Raw genomic sequence first — 18,883 nt, forward strand, 5'->3', positions numbered from 1 at the left:
CGGTAGGGAATAACGCGCCGGTTGCTCAGGATGAAAATACAAATTCAGTTATAGCATCTACAGCGGGAGCTACGGCTATCAAAGCTTTAACAGCTACCGATACTGACGGAACAGTAGTAAGTTATACGGTTTCTACTTTACCGGCTCACGGAACTTTAGCCTTAGGCGGAGTTGCGGTAACAGCAGGTCAGGTATTAACACCAATACAAGCAGGAAACCTTACCTATGCGCCAAGTGGGACATTTACAGGAAACGATAGTTTTACCTTTACGGCTACCGATAATAATGCAGCATCATCAACAAGTGCAACATTTAATATACCAGTTGGCAATAACCCGCCAACAGCCAATAATGTTACCAATGCAACAGCAATTGTATCGACAGATCCGGCAAAAGCAATCAGCGCTTTAAGCGGAAGCGATACAGACGGAACAATTGTGAGTTATACTGTTGTGAGTTTACCTTCTCACGGAACTTTAGCTTTAGGCGGAGTTGCGGTAACAGCAGGTCAGGTGTTGACCCCGGCAGAAGCAGGAAGTCTTACCTATGCGCCAAACGGAGCATTCACTGGAAATGATACTTTTACTTTTACAGCAAAAGATAATTTAAATGCTGTATCAGGAGTTGGAGCATTTACCATTCTGGTTGGCAATAATACGCCAGTTGCTCACGATGATAATACTAATGCAAGTATCCCATCAAGAGCAGGAGTAACTGTGATCAATCCTTTAACAGCGACTGATACTGATGGAACTATTGTAAGTTATACTGTTTTAAGTTTACCAGCTCACGGAACTTTAGCTTTAGGCGGAGTTGCAGTAACGGTAAACCAGGTCTTGACACCAGCTCAGGCAGCAGCCCTAACTTATGATCCAAGTGGAGCGTTTTCAGGAAATGATACATTTACTTTTACAGCAACAGACAATAATGGAGCTAGTGCAATTCCGGCAGTAATAACAATTGAAGTAGAAAAAACAATATTGAATGCAGTACCAGATCCAATCACTTCAGTTGTAGGAGTTGATAAGATTGTCAAAGTGGTAAACATATTGGAAAACGATACATTAAATAATAATCCGTTAGTAATTTCAGATGTTAATTTAGGTGTATTAGTACCAGATCCAAAAGGAGTATTAATATTAAAACCTGATGGTACAATAGAATTAGCACCAAGTGCACCAGCAGGAACATATTCACTGACATACGAAATTTGCGAGAAAGCCAATGCATCAAATTGTAGTTCTGCTACAGTTTCTGTTACGGTTGTAGCGCCAACCATGACCATAACTGCAAGTAGTTATTGCTCTAATAATACACCTTATGTCTCTTATAATGTTGTAGCAGATAATTTTACTCCGGCAGGATTGTTAACAATCAACTGGATAGACAGTGCGAACAACATTGTAGCCACTCAAGCCAATATGCCATTAAGCGGAAATGTATTATGGCCGGGAGCAACTGTTGATGGAAATAATAACCCAACAGATTGGCCGGGATGGGTATTGGTAAACGGACAATGGATACAAGGAAACGATGGTTTTGAATTAACAAAACCTGCTGTAACCATGCAGTTTACATTAAATCCTACTAAATCGATCGTGGTAAATTATCCATCTGTGACATCTGGTTGTAATGCAATGCCAACATTTGGAATTAAGGCAGGAAATGAAGATGATGTAACACTTGCAGATGGACTTAATGGTTCATTAGAAGTTATTAATGTTTTAGCCAATGATAAATTAAACGGTGTTCCTGTTAAGCCTGCTGATGTTATTCTAAAAGGCTTAGACTTACCAAAAGGAATTACACTGAATGCTGATGGTACTATCGATGTAGCGCCAGGTACAAAAGGAGGAAGTCATACCTTAACATACCAGATATGTGAAGTAGCAAATTCTTCTAACTGTACTACTGCAACGGTTAAGATTTTTGTTGAAGTCCCTGCAATTGCTATTGTAAAAACAGTTGCACTGAACGATCATAATGCAAATGGTTACGCAGAAGCCGGTGAAACCTTAACATATAGTTTTACGATAACCAATACGGGGAATGTTGATCTTCAAAATATAGTAGTTGCTGATCCTTTGCCGGGAATTGTGATGAACGGAGGTCCAATTAGTTTAGCTGCAGGTCAAAGTGATAGCTATTCAATTAGCGGAACTTACTCCTTATCTCAGGCAGATGTAAATACCGGAAGCATCAGTAATCAGGCAACAGTATCAGGAGCGACAAAGAGTGGAATATCGGTTTCAGATAAATCAGATTCCGGTGATCTTAACGGAGATAAACCAACTATTTTAGAATTAAGTGGTTGTGTTATTAAAATCTTTAATGCTGTTTCTTCAAATGGAGATGGTAAAAACGAAAGATTCTATGTACAAGGTTTAGAATGTTATCCGGATAATACCGTACAGATTTACAACCGTTGGGGAGTTTTAGTATTCGAAAGAGATCATTATAATAATAACGATATTGCTTTTAGAGGTATTTCAGAAGGTCGTGTTACAATTAAAGAATCAGACGGATTACCTGAAGGAACTTACTACTATATCATCAGATATAAAGATAAACAGTCGAACGCACATCAGGAAGCAGGCTATCTATACCTAACCAAGTAATATCTATACCAATTAAATGGCTTAGTGAACCGCTAAGCCATTATTTAAAAATAAAATAAATGAGAAAATTAGTTTTAGTTTTATTGTTTTGTTCGGTTGCAGGTTTTGCTCAGCAAGATGCGCAGTTTACACAATACATGTATAACACCATTAGTATAAATCCAGCTTATGCCGGCTCAAGAGGCGTTATGAGTGTTTTTGGATTGTATCGTACACAATGGGTCGGATTAGATGGCGCACCCGAAACCAGCAGCTTTTCATTGAACACACCGGTAAGTAAAAATGTAGGACTTGGAGTTTCGTTAGTAAATGATAAAATTGGTCCCACAAACGAGAACAACCTGTCGGCTGATTTTTCGTACTCTATACCAACATCTGCAACGGCTAAATTATCTTTTGGTATTAAAGGATCAGCCAATTTATTCAAACTGGATCCAACAAAATTAACACCCGAAGATCAGGGAGATCCGCAATTTCAGGATTTTAAAAATAAATTTTCGCCCAATGTAGGAGCAGGTGTTTACTGGCATACAGACAAGGCGTATGTAGGTTTATCGATCCCTAATTTCATTCAGACCAATCGTTATGACGATAATGAAGTTTCGATATACAAAGACCGTATTAATTATTATTTTATTGCGGGTTATGTATTCGATTTAGACCGATATGAAAGAGTAAAATTCAAACCGGCAATCTTAACCAAAATGGTAGAAGGCTCACCATTGCAGGTCGATGCATCAGCAAACTTTATGTTTAACGACAAATTTGTGCTTGGTCTTGCTTACAGATGGAGTGCTTCTGTAAGCGCATTGGCCGGATTTCAGATAACGGACGGCCTTTATCTGGGGTATGCCTACGATCGTGAAACAACCAAATTGGTCAATTATAATTCAGGGTCGCATGAGATCTTCCTGCGTTTTGAATTCTTGAAAAACTATAGCAGAATAACTTCACCAAGATTTTTCTAATGATGAAAATTAAAAAATTACTTTATACTGCTTTTTTGTCTTCTGTCTTTTTTAATGGAATGGCTCAAAAGACAGTTTTAAACAAAGCCGAGAAAGAATACAATCAATATGCTTACATAGATGCCATTTCGATTTATGAAAAAGTAGCCGAAAGCGGCTATAAGGATGAAAAAATGTTTCAGAGATTGGGTAATGCTTATTATTTTAATGCAGAATTGACAAAGGCCGTAAAATGGTACGATGCCCTATTCTCTTTAAACAATCAGCAGGAATCTGAATATTATTACAGGTATGCACTAGCACTTAAATCTATTGGTGATTATGCGAAATCAGATAAAATGCTTGAAGCTTTTAATGAAAAAGTAAAAACAGATACAAGAGGGGTTTTATTCGAAAACAATAAAAACTATCTGGAGCAGATTAAGGCCAATTCCGGAAGATTCGAAATAACGAATGCAGGTATTAATTCTACCCAATCAGATTACGGAAGCACTATTTTAAACAACAAATTAGTATTTGCTTCAGCACGTGATACCGGAAATGCAGCAAGAAAAACGTTTAAATGGACAAATAAATCCTTTACCAATTTATATGCTTCAGTATTAAAATCAGATGGAAGTTTAGAAGAACCAATTCGGTTAGAGAAAAAGATTAACTCTAAATTCAATGAATCTACGCCTGTTTTTACCCGGGACGGGAAGACCATGTATTTTACAAGAAACAACTTTCTGCGCGGAAAAAAAGGAAAAGACAATAAGAGGATTACATTATTAAAATTGTACAAAGCAGATTTTGTAAAGGATAAATGGACAAATGTTGTAGCATTACCTTTTAATAGCGATCAGTATAGTATTGCTCATCCGGCGCTAAGTATTGATGAAAAGAAATTGTATTTTGCTTCAGACATGCCAGGAAGTTTTGGACAATCAGATTTGTACAGTGTCGCAATTAATGCCGATGGTACATTTGGAAAACCGGAGAATCTGGGTTCTGCAATTAATACCGAAGGACGAGAAACATTCCCTTTTATATCAGCAGAAAATGAACTTTATTTTGCCAGCGACGGACGTCCGGGATTGGGAGGTTTAGATGTATTTGTGGCAAAAATTAAAGACGATTCCGGTTTTGGTCCCGTACAAAATATCGGAGAACCGGTCAATACCAAGTTTGATGATTTTGCTTTTATAATTGACAGCAATACAAGAAAAGGTTTTTTCTCGTCTAATAAAGACGGTGGAAAAGGGAATGATGATATTTATAAATTCACAGAAACCAGAAAACTGGATTGTGAAAAAAAATTATCGGGAGTTATAGCCGATTCTCAGACCAGTGAAGCTTTAACCGGTGCAAAAGTGATTTTGCTTGACGATAAGTTTCAACAAGTTTCCGAAGTAAATTCACTTGCAGACGGAACGTACAGTTTTGATGTAAAATGCAATAAAACCTATCATATAAGAGCAGTCAAACAAGATTATGAAACGAGCGAAAGTCCGGTTACAATTCAGCCTGAAGATAACAAATCAGAACTAAATGTTAAGCTTGAAAAGCAAATTAAAGAAATTGCTGTTGGAACAGATTTGGCAAAAACGTTAAACATTCCGATTATCTATTTTGATTTAGACCAGTCGTTTATTCGTAAAGAAGCAGCTTTTGAATTAGAGAAAGTGCTGGCTGTCATGAAACAATATCCGAAAATGAAAATAGAGGTTCGTTCCCATACTGATAGCAGACAAACCGAAAAATACAATATGGTTTTGTCTAATAAAAGAGCAAAAGCAACCATCGAATGGTTTGTAAAAAGAGGAATTGAAACAAACCGAATTTCGGGCAAAGGATATGGCGAAAGCCAATTGGTAAATAAATGTTCAGATCATGTAACTTGTACAGAAGAAGAACATCAGTTAAACAGAAGAAGTGAATTTATAATTGTTTCCATGCAGTAAAATTTTTCTTTTGTCAGGTTAAAAAAAATGTTGAAAAAAGCGATTGTATGAATTTATAATCGCTTTTTTGTTTTATTTAATGGGGTGTTTATTGTGTTTTTAATATTTAGTTTATTCATTTTAGCGGTTGTAAAAGTGCTAATACTCTTAACTATTCTGTCGTTTGAAAATTTAATTGATTTGTTTAAAATACCAATCCATAATTATTTGGCTTTAGGAATATTGGCATTGATTTTTTTGGTGTTTAATTCCTGTAATAACGAATCCTTCAGTTCAATTCTAAAATTATCTTCGGTAAAAACATCCAGCTTGGACGCACTAAATTTATATACATTGATTTTATTTGCTTTTGAGTCAATATATAAATCATAGGAATAATTGGTGCAATCGTATTGTTTGCAGCCGCTGGCATGCAAAACATCACCTTCTTTTGTAAAAGGGGTTTCTGTATTCCAGTTTTTAACCATTTCATCGTAATCTTTACCCAATAACGTTTTTAATCTCGGGGCAAGACTGCTTTTGGTTAATAAATGGGTTCCGATTACACTTTTATCGACCAAATTTTGTAAAGTATCTAAGGGATTAATTATAGTAGAATCTGATTGTAATGCGTCGATCTTTACTGAAGTTGAATCAGTTGCAGGGACATCTTTAATCGTTTCCTTTTTACAAGAAATCAACACAGAAAAACTTAATATAACTATAAAAAAATGTTGTGTTCTTTTGTTCATAGTATCTAATTTTTGAATTAAGTGATTGATTTATAGTACTCTTTGTAAGCTAATGTAAAGAAAAAATATTAAATTTCGGTCACGATTTAAAGCAAATCAGAGGTTTTAGAAGCTTTTGAAGAAAGATTTTCTGTCGATGAAAAAGTAAATTAATGATCCTGAAAGACTAAATCTTTCAGCACTTATACTACATTAAGTAGGAGTTTGACCATTTTTTGACTAATTTCATTTTTTAAATTTCAATACTTATGTCAAGACTCAATAAACTGTTGTTTTTTCTGGTTTCTCTTTTTTGGATCATTTCTTCTAATGCTCAGAACGAAGCATATTCAAGCGAAGGAGCACAGGAAATTAGCGATACCACTTTTGTAAACTTACGGGATTACAGCAATAATTTTATCTACGACATGAAATATGCTACCGAAGATAATTTCTTGAAAGCCAAAGTATATGATTGTGCCGAATGTTTATTGCGTCTTAAAACGGTAAAAGCTTTGATTGCCGCTAACAATGATTTCAACAAAAAAGGATATAAAATCAAATTATACGACTGTTACCGGCCATTATCAATTCAGAAAAAAATGTGGGAAATAGTATCCAATCCTCAATATGTGGCTGACCCCAAAAAAGGCTCCATCCACAATAGAGGAGGAGCCGTTGATATTTCGCTGGTTGATATAAATGGAAAAGAAGTAGACATGGGAACTCCTTTTGATTTCTTTGGAATCAGGGCCAGTCATAATTATAAGATGCTTTCTAATGAAGTAAAATCAAATAGAAAGTACCTGAAGAAAATAATGATAAACAATGGCTTTAATTCATTTGATTCTGAATGGTGGCATTATAATTTAAAAGCAGGTTTAAAAGATAACGTTTCCAATCAAAAATGGAAATGCAATTAATTATTCAACACACCTGATGTTTTCTATAAAGTAAGTATTTGGATGGTAAACCTTGCCGTTTAATTCAGAAGTTAAATCGCTTTTTACAATAAAATCTTCCGTACTGGTCAGGTATTTTATTCTCATAATCGAAATAGGGGATTTTTTAAGTTCTTCGTAATTGTCCTTCATAAACATAAAAATTCCTGTATTGACACGATTATCAAAACCTTTATCATCACGTATAAGGGTTCCGCAGCTTTCCTGATTAATGTGCATTAAGGTTACTATTTTTCCATTTTCCAATTGTAAAAATATTTTTGAGTTTTTATCAAAGCAACTGGCTTTCATAAAATCTTTACTTTTTTGAATCAATTGTAAATTTAAGGTAGGCAAACCATCTGTTTGTGCCAGCGAGAAGAAGATATAATTAAAAGTTCCTCCAAAATATTTTTCGCTGACCATGTATTCATTGGTCACTTTATAAGTACCTATAGAATCATTGACATTTGTACTGTATTCACATGGTTTTTGTGCAAAAGCGGTAAAGGTTAATAAAAAAAGAGTTAGTGTAATTAGTGGTTTCATTTTTAAGTTATTTTTCTGCAAATTAAAACTATTTTGGTATCATTTTTATCAGTTGTAAAAAAACAATATAAATTCCCCCCATTTTTTATTTTCCACTTTTTCCGAATGTTTTCTACCGTGTCCGGAAAGTTCCTTGTTGTGATATTGGCCTGTTGACCGGCAAGTTCATTTTTCATATCATTTTTACTGTAGGGAATCACTTTTTCGATTTCAAAACGTCGCCCCGGAAAATCAATTAAATCTTCTGAAGTATACAAATGCGAGTGCTTATGCAATTTATTGACATTGAAAATTACACTAACTTCATCAAAACCACCAGATTTCATAATAGCAGAATTGGCCTCATAAAGGTACTTTTGAGGCAAATGAAATGATGGGAATACCGTTTCATCACCTAAAACAAATTCAAAAGTTTCTGTTTTATCTTTTAATATATTGGCAGTTTTAATCGTGATTTGTCCTGCGTAATGGTTATGAATTTCAAAAAGTAATTCTTTAACCTCATTTTCAAGAGCAATGATATGAATATTTTTGACAAATTTTAATTCAGATAAACCAGCCGAAATATCTAATAAAGGAGCTGTTTTTATTAAAATAGAATCGGCTTTTTCAAAATAAAAACCTAATAAATCAGGAACATTTGGTAAACAGTCTTTCAGCATAAAAACTTTGCCTTTGGCATCATTTCTACGGGAAGGATCAATATAAATCCAATCCCATTTTTGATCTGTCTGATTTAAAACATGAGTAGAATCATCTGGATAAAACGCACAATTTTTCACCTGTAATTGTTCGAAATTATGTTGCACAATTGCCGATAAATCTTCATTTATTTCACAATGGGCGATGCTTTTGAATTTTTTAGAAAAGTAATAATCATCAACTCCAAAACCTCCCGTAAGATCAATTAGAGTCTCGCCTGAAATTAAAGAAGCTTTATAAGAAGCTGTTTTTTCAGATGAAGTTTGTTCCACAGAGATCTTGCTGGGATAAAGGATACTTCCGGTTTTGTACCAGGTTGGTAATTTATCTTTTGCTTTAGATTTGGCTTCAATCTGATTTAAGATTAAAATCCAGTCGATTTCAGGAAACGGATTTTTCTGAAGCGCTAATTTGGTAATCGAGGCACTGCTATTTTGAGTTATAAATTCCTGGATATTGGGGCTTAAAATAGAAGCGTTCAATGTTAAATTCTTTCGGTTAATACAGAGACAATTTTGTTTTGAGGAAAAAATTCTTTTAAAATTACTTTCACCATTGTAAAAACAGGAATGGCAATGATCATTCCAACAATTCCAAACGTAATTCCGCTAATTAAAGTAATTAAGAATATTTCTAACGGGTGCGAATTTACACTTTTTGATGAAATTATAGGCTGGCTGATATTATTATCAATCGCCTGAACCAATAAAAATCCTATAATGACATAAATCGTTCTTGGCAAAATTTCAGTCTGAAAATCGCTGCCAATCATACTGATCATCGTTAAAATTCCAGCCAGTATAGTTCCAATTATTGGTCCTATATAAGGAATCACATTTAAAATGGCACATAAAAAAGCAATAACAAAAGCATTTTTATTTCCAAAAATCATTAAAACGATTAAGTACAATATAAATACTACCGTTAGTTGAAGCAGTAAACCAATAAAATAGCGGGTTAGAAAATGATTTATTTTTGTAATTGAATTTAATATTTTATCCTCATTGGTGTCCGGAAGAATTTTTCGGGCGCTTACTTTAAAAGCTTCCTGATCTTTAATAAAGAAAAAAGTGATAAAGAATACAGAAACGAATCCCATTCCCATATTTGCCATAAAACCTAAAATGGAGTTTAGAAAACCTGTGAAATAACTAAAATCGATAATAGATGTAATCTTAGAATCTTTTAATACTTTATTTAAATCTAAATGCTGGATATTAAAATAAGTTTCTATACTATGTTCTGTTTCAATAAATTGTTGCTGCAGATTATGAGTGTCCAGCAAAGAGAGATTATTTGCCTGTGTAATAATTAAAGGCACAAATAATAATATAAAACCCACCAGTGAAAGTATAAAAATGACTAATGCCGTTGTGGCAGCCAGTGAGTTACTGAATTTTAGTTTGTTTTTTAAAAATTGTACCAGCGGATTTGCAATTAAACACAATAGCAAAGAGATACATAAGTAAACGATGACAGTTTGTATTTCGTATAAAAAGTATAAAATGGCGGCAACAACTAAAATAGTAGTTAAAGCTCTTAAGATTCCGTTAGATATAATTTTAGATGTGATCATAATTAAATTTTAGAGGATAAATATAGGAAAAAGCTTTTAAAATTTAGGGCTAAACCAAAAAAAGCGAGATGATATCATCTCGCTTTTCATTTTTATTATTTGGCTTTGTTTTAGATTCCAAAAGCAGCTCTTGCACCTCCGGTAACAAATATCGCAGCCATTCTGCTTTTTTGCCCGTTAGAAAACATATACATTGCATTGTCATCAACATAATCCATATAGTTCATAGTCATTTCTACAGGAGTTCCTGAACAAGTGCTATAATGAGGATAAGCCGGTACTCCGTAATTTGCTGTATTATGAGTAGGCGTATCGGATACTAAATCGCTTCCGCAAGTAGCATCTCCCCAAATATGACGTAGATTCATCCAGTGTCCTACTTCGTGAGTTGCTGTTCTTCCTAAGTTGTAAGGTGCATTTGCAGAACCTGATAAACCAAAATATTTAGAGTCGATTACAACACCGTCAGTAGCAGAAGCACCTCCTGGGAATTGTGCATAACCTAAAATTCCGCCACCAATTGTGCAGGCCCATAAGTTAAGTTTGGTTGTTGGCGAAGTTGGCGCTAAACCACCCTGAGCCGTTTTTTTCATGGCATCATTAGTACCCCATGAAGTTTTAGTAGTAGATTTTCTGATTACCTGATCTAAAACAAACGAAATTCCAACATTTGCTTTTACACCAGAAAACAATGCAGGAACACTATTGTAATCTGAGTTTAACGCATTGAAATCTTTGTTTAGAACATCGATTTGGGTTTGAATTTGTGCATCAGAAATGTTTTCTGCAGTGGTTCTGTACAAAACATTAACCACAACTGGAATTTGAACTTTGCCATTTACAAGTTTACCTGTAAGGAGAGCTTTGTTTGTAAAAGCTTCAATTTCATTCATTCTGATTGCTAATGTAGGATCAGCTTTTAATTGAGCTTCTAAAACTTCCTGAGTTGCACATCCGCGACGGGCAACAGCGCTAACATTTGAATCTGATGATTCAGTTTGGTCATTTTGACAAGAAAACAGCACTAGCGCTGTAAATGCGGAAATAAGAACTTTTTTCATAATAATTTGGGTTTTTTGTTATAAAAATTTTAAATTAGTTATTCATAACGCAATTTTATAACAAAATTGTATTGTGGCAAAATATTTACAATATATATTTTGTGAGAAAAATGCAAACCCCTTGTATAGTCTAGTTCTTACAAAAATTAGATAAAAATTATTATGATGTAAATTCGTACAAAGCTATACTGGCAGCTTGTACAACATTCATACTTGAGTTCTTTCCGAACATATTTATGTGCACAATTTGATTCGAAATTTTTAAAAGCGGATCTGAAATTCCATCAATTTCACTTCCAATTAAAAGTGCAATTTTTTGATTTTCAGGAATGATAACTTCTTTTAGTGGTTTACTATTGCTTGCAATTTCTAAAGCAATAATTTCAAAGTTATTTTGAATTAAATAATCAACTAAGTCAGTTGTCTCTTCGATTATGGTATGAGGTACGTGAAGATGTGTACTTCGGGAAGTTTTATTGATTTTTCTGGGTGTTAACGGGATATCTTTACCTAAAAAGATAATGTTTTCTACACCAAAAGCTTCACTTATTCTAAATAAGGAGCCAATATTTTGTTGGAAATAAATATGATCACAAACCAATGTTATCGGAAATGTTTTTCGTTCAAATTGATTTTCTTCGTGAGTAAGCTGCACTATTTAGATTTTAGTTGGTAAAAATATAATTGATAATGTTTGCGCCCATTTTTAAGGCTTTTTCCCTAACAGCGAGAGGATCGTTATGTACTTCGGCATCTTCCCAGCCATCCCCTAAATCACATTCATAAGTATATAACAATACTAATTTATTTTCTACAAAAATGCCAAATGCCTGCGCACGTGTTCCGTCATGTTCGTGAATTTTTGGTAATCCGTTAGGAAAAGGATATGGTTTTTGAAATATGGGATGATTTGCCGGAATTTCAACTAAATTGTTATTTGGGAATATTTTTTTAATTTCTTTTCGAATATACTGATCCATACCATAATTATCATCAATGTGCAAAAATCCGCCACCATTTAAATAATTTCTGAGATTGCTCACATCAGCATCACTAAAAACTACATTTCCGTGTCCTGTCATGTGTACAAAAGGATACGAAAGTAAATCTGGATTGCCCGGTTCAACAGTCGAAGGTTTTGCTTTTATTCTGGTATTGATATTCGCATTGCAAAACTTAATTAAGTTAGGCAATGATGTTGGATTTGCATACCAGTCACCGCCACCGCTGTATTTTAGTAAAGCAATTTCTTGTGAAAATGAAGAAACAGAAACCAGTAAAAACAAAAGAAATATTTTTTTCATAGCTATTTAAGCATCAATTAATTGGAATCTTCATTAAAAAACACAACACTGTGACAGGCTACAATTGCAGCCGTTTCAGTTCGTAAACGCGTATTTCCTAAAGTAACAGGCTCATAATTATTTTCTAAAGCCAATGCAATTTCTTTTTCAGAAAAATCACCTTCAGGACCAATAAGCATCGTAACACTTTCATTTGGTTTCAAAACATCCTTCAACGATTTTTTATCTGTTTCTTCGCAATGCGCAATCAATTGCAGGCCTTCATTTTTTTGTTTGATGAATTCCTTAAATGAAATCGCTTCGTTTAATTTAGGCAAATATGTTTCGTTAGATTGTTTCATTGCCGAAAGAATAATTTTTTCAAAACGCTCCAAATTAACCACTTTTCGCTCAGAGCGATCACAAATAACAGGTGTGATTTCCTGAATTCCAATTTCGGTGGCCTTTTCCAGAAACCATTCAAAACGATCGTTCATTTTCGTTGGTGCAACAGCTAAATGCAAACGAAATTTTGGCTGATCAGTTTTTTTTATAGAAAGCACCTGGACAATACATTTGTTGTCAGAAGCCAATGTTATTTCGGTTTCGAACAATAAACCCAAACCGTTTGTAACATGTAAAATATCGGAATCTTTTTTGCGTAAAACCTTTATGATATGTCGGCTTTCTTCTTTATCAAAAGAAAAACTTTCAGTTGATTCATCAATATCAGGATTGTAAAATAATTGCATAATTAAAATTGAATTCGCGCTTTCGAAACTACTGCTGAAGTTTCGAAACGACTTGATAAATATTTTTGATATCCTACAATTCCTATCATTGCAGCGTTATCGGTAGTGTATTCGAATTTTGGGATAAAAGTTTTCCAGCCGTATTTTGCTTCTGTTTCCTTTAATCGGGTTCTAATACCTGAATTTGCAGAAACTCCTCCGCCAATAGCGATTTGGTTTATTCCGGTTTCCTTAACGGCTAATTTTAGTTTATCCATCAAAATCTCGATAATCGTATATTGAATAGAAGCACAAATGTCATTCAGGTTTTCTTCGATAAAATTTGGGTTCTCCAGTTTTTTCTTTTGAATAAAATATAGAATTGCCGTTTTTAATCCGGAGAAACTAAAGTCTAATCCCGGAACTTTTGGTTTGGTAAAAGCAAATGCTTTCGGGTTTCCTAATTGTGCATATTTGTCAATCAATGGTCCGCCCGGATAAGGCAATCCAAGGATTTTGGCACTTTTGTCAAAAGCTTCACCAACCGCGTCATCTGTAGTTTCTCCTATAATTTCCATATCAAAAAAGCCCTTTACTTTCACGATCTGGGTATGCCCGCCGCTAATAGTTAAAGCTAAAAAAGGAAATTCAGGTTTTTCAAAACCTTCTTCGTCTATAAAATGAGCCAAAATATGGGCATGCATGTGATTTACAGCAATTAACGGAATTTTTAATGCGAGTGACAACGATTTGCTAAAGGAACTTCCTACCAGCAAAGAGCCCATTAAACCGGGACCTTGTGTAAAAGCAATAGCAGTTAATTGATCTTTTTGTACATTTGCTTTACGTAGCGCCGCATCAATTACCGGTACAATATTTTGCTGATGTGCTCTCGAAGCTAATTCCGGAACAACACCACCATATTGATTGTGAATTAACTGATTGGCCACAACATTTGAGAGTACTTTGTCGTTATGTAAAACCGCGGCAGCAGTATCATCGCATGAACTTTCGATGGCAAGAATAAAAACCTCTGAATTTTGCATATAAAGGCACGAATTTTGGATTATATTTGACAAATCAAATATTTGATTTTCTTTTTAGTATAAGGAGAAGCCAAAATTAAAGAATTTTTATCAAAAACAGTCGTTCTTTGCCTGTTCAAAATAAATTTAAAAGAAAACTAAAATAAAAGCAGCTATCAAAAAAGTAAAGAAAATAATATCCAGAACCCTCATTGGGTTAATTTTACTTTTGTTAGCACTCGCAATCATACTGGCTTTGCCTGTCGTTCAGACAAAAATCGCAAAGTACATCACAGAAACTTTAAATACCGATTTTAAAACCAATATAAGTGTAGACAAAGTGGCTATTAACATATTTGGTGGTGTAAAACTTAAGAAGGTTTTGATTTTAGATCATCACAAGAAAACCCTGATCTATTCTGATATTATTACGACCGATATTTTAAGTGTTAAAAGATTACTGGATGGCGATTTGCTTTTTGGGGATATCCGGCTAACGGGTCTGATCTTTAATTTGAAAACGTATAAAAACGAAGACGAAAACAATATCAATAAATTTATCAAATTGTTTGAAACAGGCAAAAAAACACCCAAATCAAACAAACACTTTTTATTAACAGCCAGAAACGCTTATATTTCGCAGGGCGCTTTTTCGGTGGTTGACGAAAATAAAAATACCCCGCGTTTTCTGGATTTTAAAAAACTTAACGCTTATATAAGTGATTTTAAATTATATGGCCCGGAGGTAAATACAATAATTCACCGGTTTTCATTTTTAGATCATCGCGGATTGTATGTTTCAAATTTTGCCGGAAAATTCAGTTATACTAAAAAGCAAATAAAGGTCGAAAATTTAGCGATCAAAACAAAAAGGTCTTCTATTTACGGAAAAGCGGTCTTAAATTACAGCGTAGAAGATTTTCTTCATTTTACAGATAAAGTAAAATTTGATGTTGCACTGGACTCTGCTTCAATTGCTTCAAATGATATTCGATATTTTTACGATGGATTAGGTAAAAACCAGCATTTTAAAATTAAGACCAAAATAAACGGAACGCTGAATAACCTTAATTTAAAACATCTTAAACTGAGTGACACAAATGGTTCTAAAATTTTTGGAACGATTAATTTTAAAAATTTACTGGGCAGTAAAACCCAGAAATTTTCAATGGATGGAAAATTTGATAAGCTGGTGTCAAGCTATGATAATTTGGTGGTTTTATTACCGAATATTTTAGGTAAAAAGCTTCCTAAAGAACTTCAGCGAATTGGTAAATTTAATATTGTAGGTAAAGCCAAAGTTTCAACAACAGCATTAGAAACTGATTTTAAAATGATTACTGACTTAGGAAATGGTCAGGCCGATTTGCACATGAATAATATTGATTTTATTGACAAAGCATCCTATTCAGGAAATATAGTTTTGGATAATTTTAATATTGGTGCCTTATTGAAACGAAAAGACCTGGGCAGAACAACTTTAAACTTAGATGTTGAAGGAGTTGGTTTTACAGAGAAATATTTAAATACCATTATAAAAGGTGATATTGCAAAATTAGACTATAATAAATATACCTATAATAATATTGTTGTAAACGGGAATTTTAAGTTGCCTTATTATAAAGGACAGATTTCTGTAAACGATCCCAATTTGAATTTAACTTTTGATGGTTTGGTTGATTTGAGTAAACGCGAAAGCCGCTACGATTTTCATATTAATGTAGAAAATGCCGATTTGCGAAAACTGAAATTTGTAAACGATTCGATCTCGCAATTTAGAGGAGATGCTGTTGTCGAAGTTTCAGGAAATTCGATAGAAAACCTTCAGGGAACTGTTACGATAAGAGATGCAGTGTATCAAAACCCTAAATCGACTTATAATTTTGACGAATTAACTGTTAATTCGAATTTTGATGCGGATAAATTACGTACCATAACAATTAGTTCGAACGATGTTGTCAATGGGGAAATTGTGGGAAAATTTCAATTTGCCCAGTTAGACAAACTGGTAATGAATTCGGTTGGAAGTCTTTATACAAATTATAAACCTTATAAAGTTAAAAAAGGACAGTTTTTACGTTTCAATTTTCATGTATATGATAAAGTAGTTGAAATGTTGTATCCGGAGATTAACATTGATTCCAGTACTGTTGTTCGCGGAAAAATTGATTCTGATTTGCAGGAATTTAAATTCAGATTCAAATCTCAAAAAATTACAGCGGCAAAAAATACCTTTGATAATATCAGAATTAATATTGATAATAAGAATGCACTGTACAATGCTTACGTAGAGTTGGACAGTATTAAAACGCCTTACTATAAAATACGCGATTTTAATTTAATTAACGTTACTTCAAAAGACACCCTGTTTGTACGTTCAGAGTTTAAAGGAGGGGAAAAAGGCGAAGATTATTATAATCTGGATTTGTATCATACCATTGATAAAAATAAGAATAACATTGTGGGGATCAAAAAGTCTGAAATGAAGTTTAAGGACTATTTGTGGTATTTGAACGAAGATGCAGAAAAAGATAATCAGATTGTTTTTGACCAATACTTTAAAAATTTCAGCATTAACAACATTGTTTTATCCCATGAGAATCAAAAAATTGATTTAAACGGAGTAATTAAAGGAAACGATTATAAAGATCTCGTCCTCAATTTTGAAGATGTTGACATAAACAAAATCACCCCCTTAAATTCCAAATTTGTTTTTAATGGTAATTTGAATGGGCAGATTAATTATAAGCAGAATAAAAACGTCTATCAGCCTACGGCATCCATTGTTATTGATCATCTTAATTTAAATAAGATCGATTTAGGAACGCTTAATTTTGATATTTCCGGTGATGAAAGCTTTAAAAAGTTTACGATCAACTCCTCTATTCAAAATGGATTTACAGAATCGTTTAGGGCAAATGGTACTTTTGCCATTGAAAATAAAGAAACATTTTTAGACCTGAATTTAAAGCTGGAAGGATTTAATCTGGCTATTTTAGGTACGGTAGGAGGAGATGTTCTGTCTAACATTCGAGGCTCCGTTTCTGGAAACGCTGCTGTGGTTGGGAATCTTAAAAAGCCCGAAATCAACGGGCGATTATATGTTGAGAAGGCCGGAATGACCATTCCGTACCTTAATACAGATTACGAATTGAGCGATCGTACCGTAATTGATTTAACAGATGAAAAGTTTTTGTTTAGAAATAACCAGCTTACAGATACAAAATACGGAACAAAAGGTTTACTGAACGGAAGTATTGAGCATCATAATTTTGGAGACTGGAAGTTAGATTTGACTATAACCTCTAAACGCCTGCTGGCACTTGATACAAAAGATAGTGAAGATGCTGCCTATTTTGGTACTGCTTTTATTAATGGAACTGCAAGTATTAAAGGACCAACGCAAAGTTTATTTATAAAAGTAGATGCGAAATCTGAAAAAGGAACAGAAGTTAAAATCCCTATTAATAATGCACAAAGTGTAGGGGAGAGCAGCTGGATTCATTTTGTAACGCCAAAAGAAAAATACAATTTAGCAAATGGAATTGTCGAAAAAACGAGAAACTATAATGGTCTTGAATTAGAATTTGATTTTGATATTACTCCGGATGCCGAAGTAGAGGTAATATTGGATCGAAATTCCGGACATGGAATGAAAGGAAAAGGATACGGATCGTTATTGTTTAAAATTAATACACTGGGGAAATTTAATATGTGGGGAGATTTTCAGGCGTATGAAGGAACCTATAATTTTAAATATGGTGGTTTAATTGATAAAAAATTCGCAGTAAAAAAAGGAGGGTCTATCATTTGGGAAGGTAACCCCATGAAAGCGCAGTTAAATCTGGAAGCGGTTTACAGAACATCTGCAAATCCTGCTGTGTTATTGGATAATTCATCATTTAATAAAAAAGTACCGGTAGAAGTTGTAATTGGACTAAGGGGAGATTTAACGAGCCCGGAACCTAATTTCGATATTCAGTTTCCATCTGTAAGTAATGTTTTAAAATCAGAGATACAGTATAAATTAGATGATAAAGATGTTCGCCAGACACAAGCTTTGTATCTGTTATCTACAGGTTCGTTTATGAGTCCGGATGGATTTAACCAAAGTGATTTATCAGGTACTTTTGCTGAAACTGCAGCCAGTTTACTAGGTGGGATTATCAAATCAGATAATGATCTTATTAATATAGATTTGAACTTCATATCGGCAGATAAACGAATTGGGCAGGAAGCTGATGGTCAGTTTGTGGCTAATATATCCTCTCAGATTAATGAAAAGATTTCAATTAACGGAAAATTGGGGGTTCCAATTGGCGGGGTAAATGAATCAGCTATTGTTGGTGATATTGAAATACTTTACAGAGTAAACGAAGACGGATCAATGAACCTTCGTTTGTTTAATAAAGAAAATGATATTAATTATATCGGACAAGGAATTGGTTATACGCAGGGTGTTGGTATTTCGTATGAAGTCGATTTTGATACCTTTAGCGAGTTGGTCAGTAAACTGTTTAAAAATCATAAACTTGAAAGAGTGATAAAGAGTTCTTCAGATGATTTACAGGATTCATATCTAGATCCAAGTCTGGTGAAGTTTTCTAATAAAAAAGATGCTGAAAAGAATAAAAAGAAGGAAGATAAAAAAGAAGAAGAGAAAAAAACACCACAACCACAAAACAATGAAGGCGTAATTCCGGATAATGATTTTTAGTGAATTGTTAAAAATATGCTTATAAAAACCATTCGTTGCGGCGAATGGTTTTTTTTGTG

14 protein-coding genes are annotated in these 18,883 nt (G+C 33.8%); 5 read left to right on the top strand and 9 right to left on the bottom strand.

Annotated elements, in window-relative coordinates; translation table 11 throughout:
• The 3 genes from ACHRWY_RS26140 to ACHRWY_RS26150 all read left to right on the top strand — a co-directional run.
• Positions 1-2,618 (top strand): Ig-like domain-containing protein (locus ACHRWY_RS26140; protein ID WP_395358712.1); only part of this gene is annotated, 2,618 nt, incomplete at its 5' end.
• Between the two features lie 59 nt (positions 2,619-2,677).
• Positions 2,678-3,586: a type IX secretion system membrane protein PorP/SprF gene (locus tag ACHRWY_RS26145; protein ID WP_395358714.1), complete on the top strand. Its 909-nt coding sequence runs from the start codon at positions 2,678-2,680 to the stop codon at positions 3,584-3,586.
• A 2-nt stretch (positions 3,587-3,588) separates the two neighbouring features.
• On the top strand, positions 3,589-5,529 hold the full coding sequence (locus tag ACHRWY_RS26150; RefSeq protein ID WP_395358806.1) for an OmpA family protein: 1,941 nt from the start codon (positions 3,589-3,591) through the stop codon (positions 5,527-5,529).
• Between the two features lie 203 nt (positions 5,530-5,732).
• On the opposite strand, the gene ACHRWY_RS26155 is transcribed toward ACHRWY_RS26150, so the two are convergent.
• Entirely contained in the window at positions 5,733-6,260 is a 528-nt protein-coding gene (locus tag ACHRWY_RS26155; RefSeq protein ID WP_395358716.1) for a hypothetical protein, read from the bottom strand.
• Between the two features lie 248 nt (positions 6,261-6,508).
• On the opposite strand from ACHRWY_RS26155, the gene ACHRWY_RS26160 reads away from it, so the two are divergent.
• On the top strand, positions 6,509-7,162 hold the full coding sequence (locus ACHRWY_RS26160; protein ID WP_395358718.1) for a M15 family metallopeptidase: 654 nt from the start codon (positions 6,509-6,511) through the stop codon (positions 7,160-7,162).
• Here the strand turns inward: ACHRWY_RS26160 and ACHRWY_RS26165 are convergent, their stop codons facing one another.
• From ACHRWY_RS26165 to tsaD, 8 genes are all read right to left on the bottom strand, one after another.
• On the bottom strand, positions 7,163-7,729 hold the full coding sequence (locus ACHRWY_RS26165) for a hypothetical protein (protein ID WP_395358720.1): 567 nt from the start codon (positions 7,727-7,729) through the stop codon (positions 7,163-7,165).
• 2 nt (positions 7,730-7,731) lie between these two features.
• The gene (locus ACHRWY_RS26170) at positions 7,732-8,913 is read right to left on the bottom strand and encodes a class I SAM-dependent methyltransferase (RefSeq protein ID WP_395358722.1); all 1,182 of its coding nucleotides are present in this window, start codon (positions 8,911-8,913) and stop codon (positions 7,732-7,734) included.
• A gap of 2 nt (positions 8,914-8,915) precedes the next feature.
• Positions 8,916-10,007, bottom strand: a complete 1,092-nt coding sequence (locus ACHRWY_RS26175; protein WP_395358724.1) for an AI-2E family transporter — start codon at positions 10,005-10,007, stop codon at positions 8,916-8,918.
• 110 nt (positions 10,008-10,117) lie between these two features.
• Entirely contained in the window at positions 10,118-11,068 is a 951-nt protein-coding gene (locus tag ACHRWY_RS26180; protein ID WP_395358726.1) for a zinc metalloprotease, read from the bottom strand.
• Positions 11,069-11,228: 160 nt separating this feature from the next.
• Positions 11,229-11,723 carry a TrmH family RNA methyltransferase gene (locus ACHRWY_RS26185; protein WP_395358728.1) on the bottom strand — a complete coding sequence of 165 codons (495 nt, stop codon included), beginning with the start codon at positions 11,721-11,723 and terminating at the stop codon, positions 11,229-11,231.
• Positions 11,724-11,733: 10 nt separating this feature from the next.
• Complete coding sequence (locus ACHRWY_RS26190; RefSeq protein WP_395358730.1) at positions 11,734-12,372, bottom strand: DUF4159 domain-containing protein; 639 nt, start codon at positions 12,370-12,372, stop codon at positions 11,734-11,736.
• A gap of 17 nt (positions 12,373-12,389) precedes the next feature.
• Positions 12,390-13,103: a 16S rRNA (uracil(1498)-N(3))-methyltransferase gene (locus ACHRWY_RS26195; RefSeq protein WP_395358732.1), complete on the bottom strand. Its 714-nt coding sequence runs from the start codon at positions 13,101-13,103 to the stop codon at positions 12,390-12,392.
• A gap of 2 nt (positions 13,104-13,105) precedes the next feature.
• Positions 13,106-14,128: a tRNA (adenosine(37)-N6)-threonylcarbamoyltransferase complex transferase subunit TsaD gene (gene tsaD / locus ACHRWY_RS26200; protein WP_395358734.1), complete on the bottom strand. Its 1,023-nt coding sequence runs from the start codon at positions 14,126-14,128 to the stop codon at positions 13,106-13,108.
• Between the two features lie 208 nt (positions 14,129-14,336).
• Here tsaD and ACHRWY_RS26205 point away from each other — a divergent pair, with 208 nt between their 5' ends.
• Complete coding sequence (locus tag ACHRWY_RS26205) at positions 14,337-18,824, top strand: translocation/assembly module TamB domain-containing protein (protein ID WP_395358736.1); 4,488 nt, start codon at positions 14,337-14,339, stop codon at positions 18,822-18,824.
• The last annotated feature ends 59 nt before the right edge of the window (positions 18,825-18,883 follow it).

This window comes from Flavobacterium sp. FlaQc-48 (assembly GCF_044007335.1).
Lineage (GTDB): Bacteria > Bacteroidota > Bacteroidia > Flavobacteriales > Flavobacteriaceae > Flavobacterium.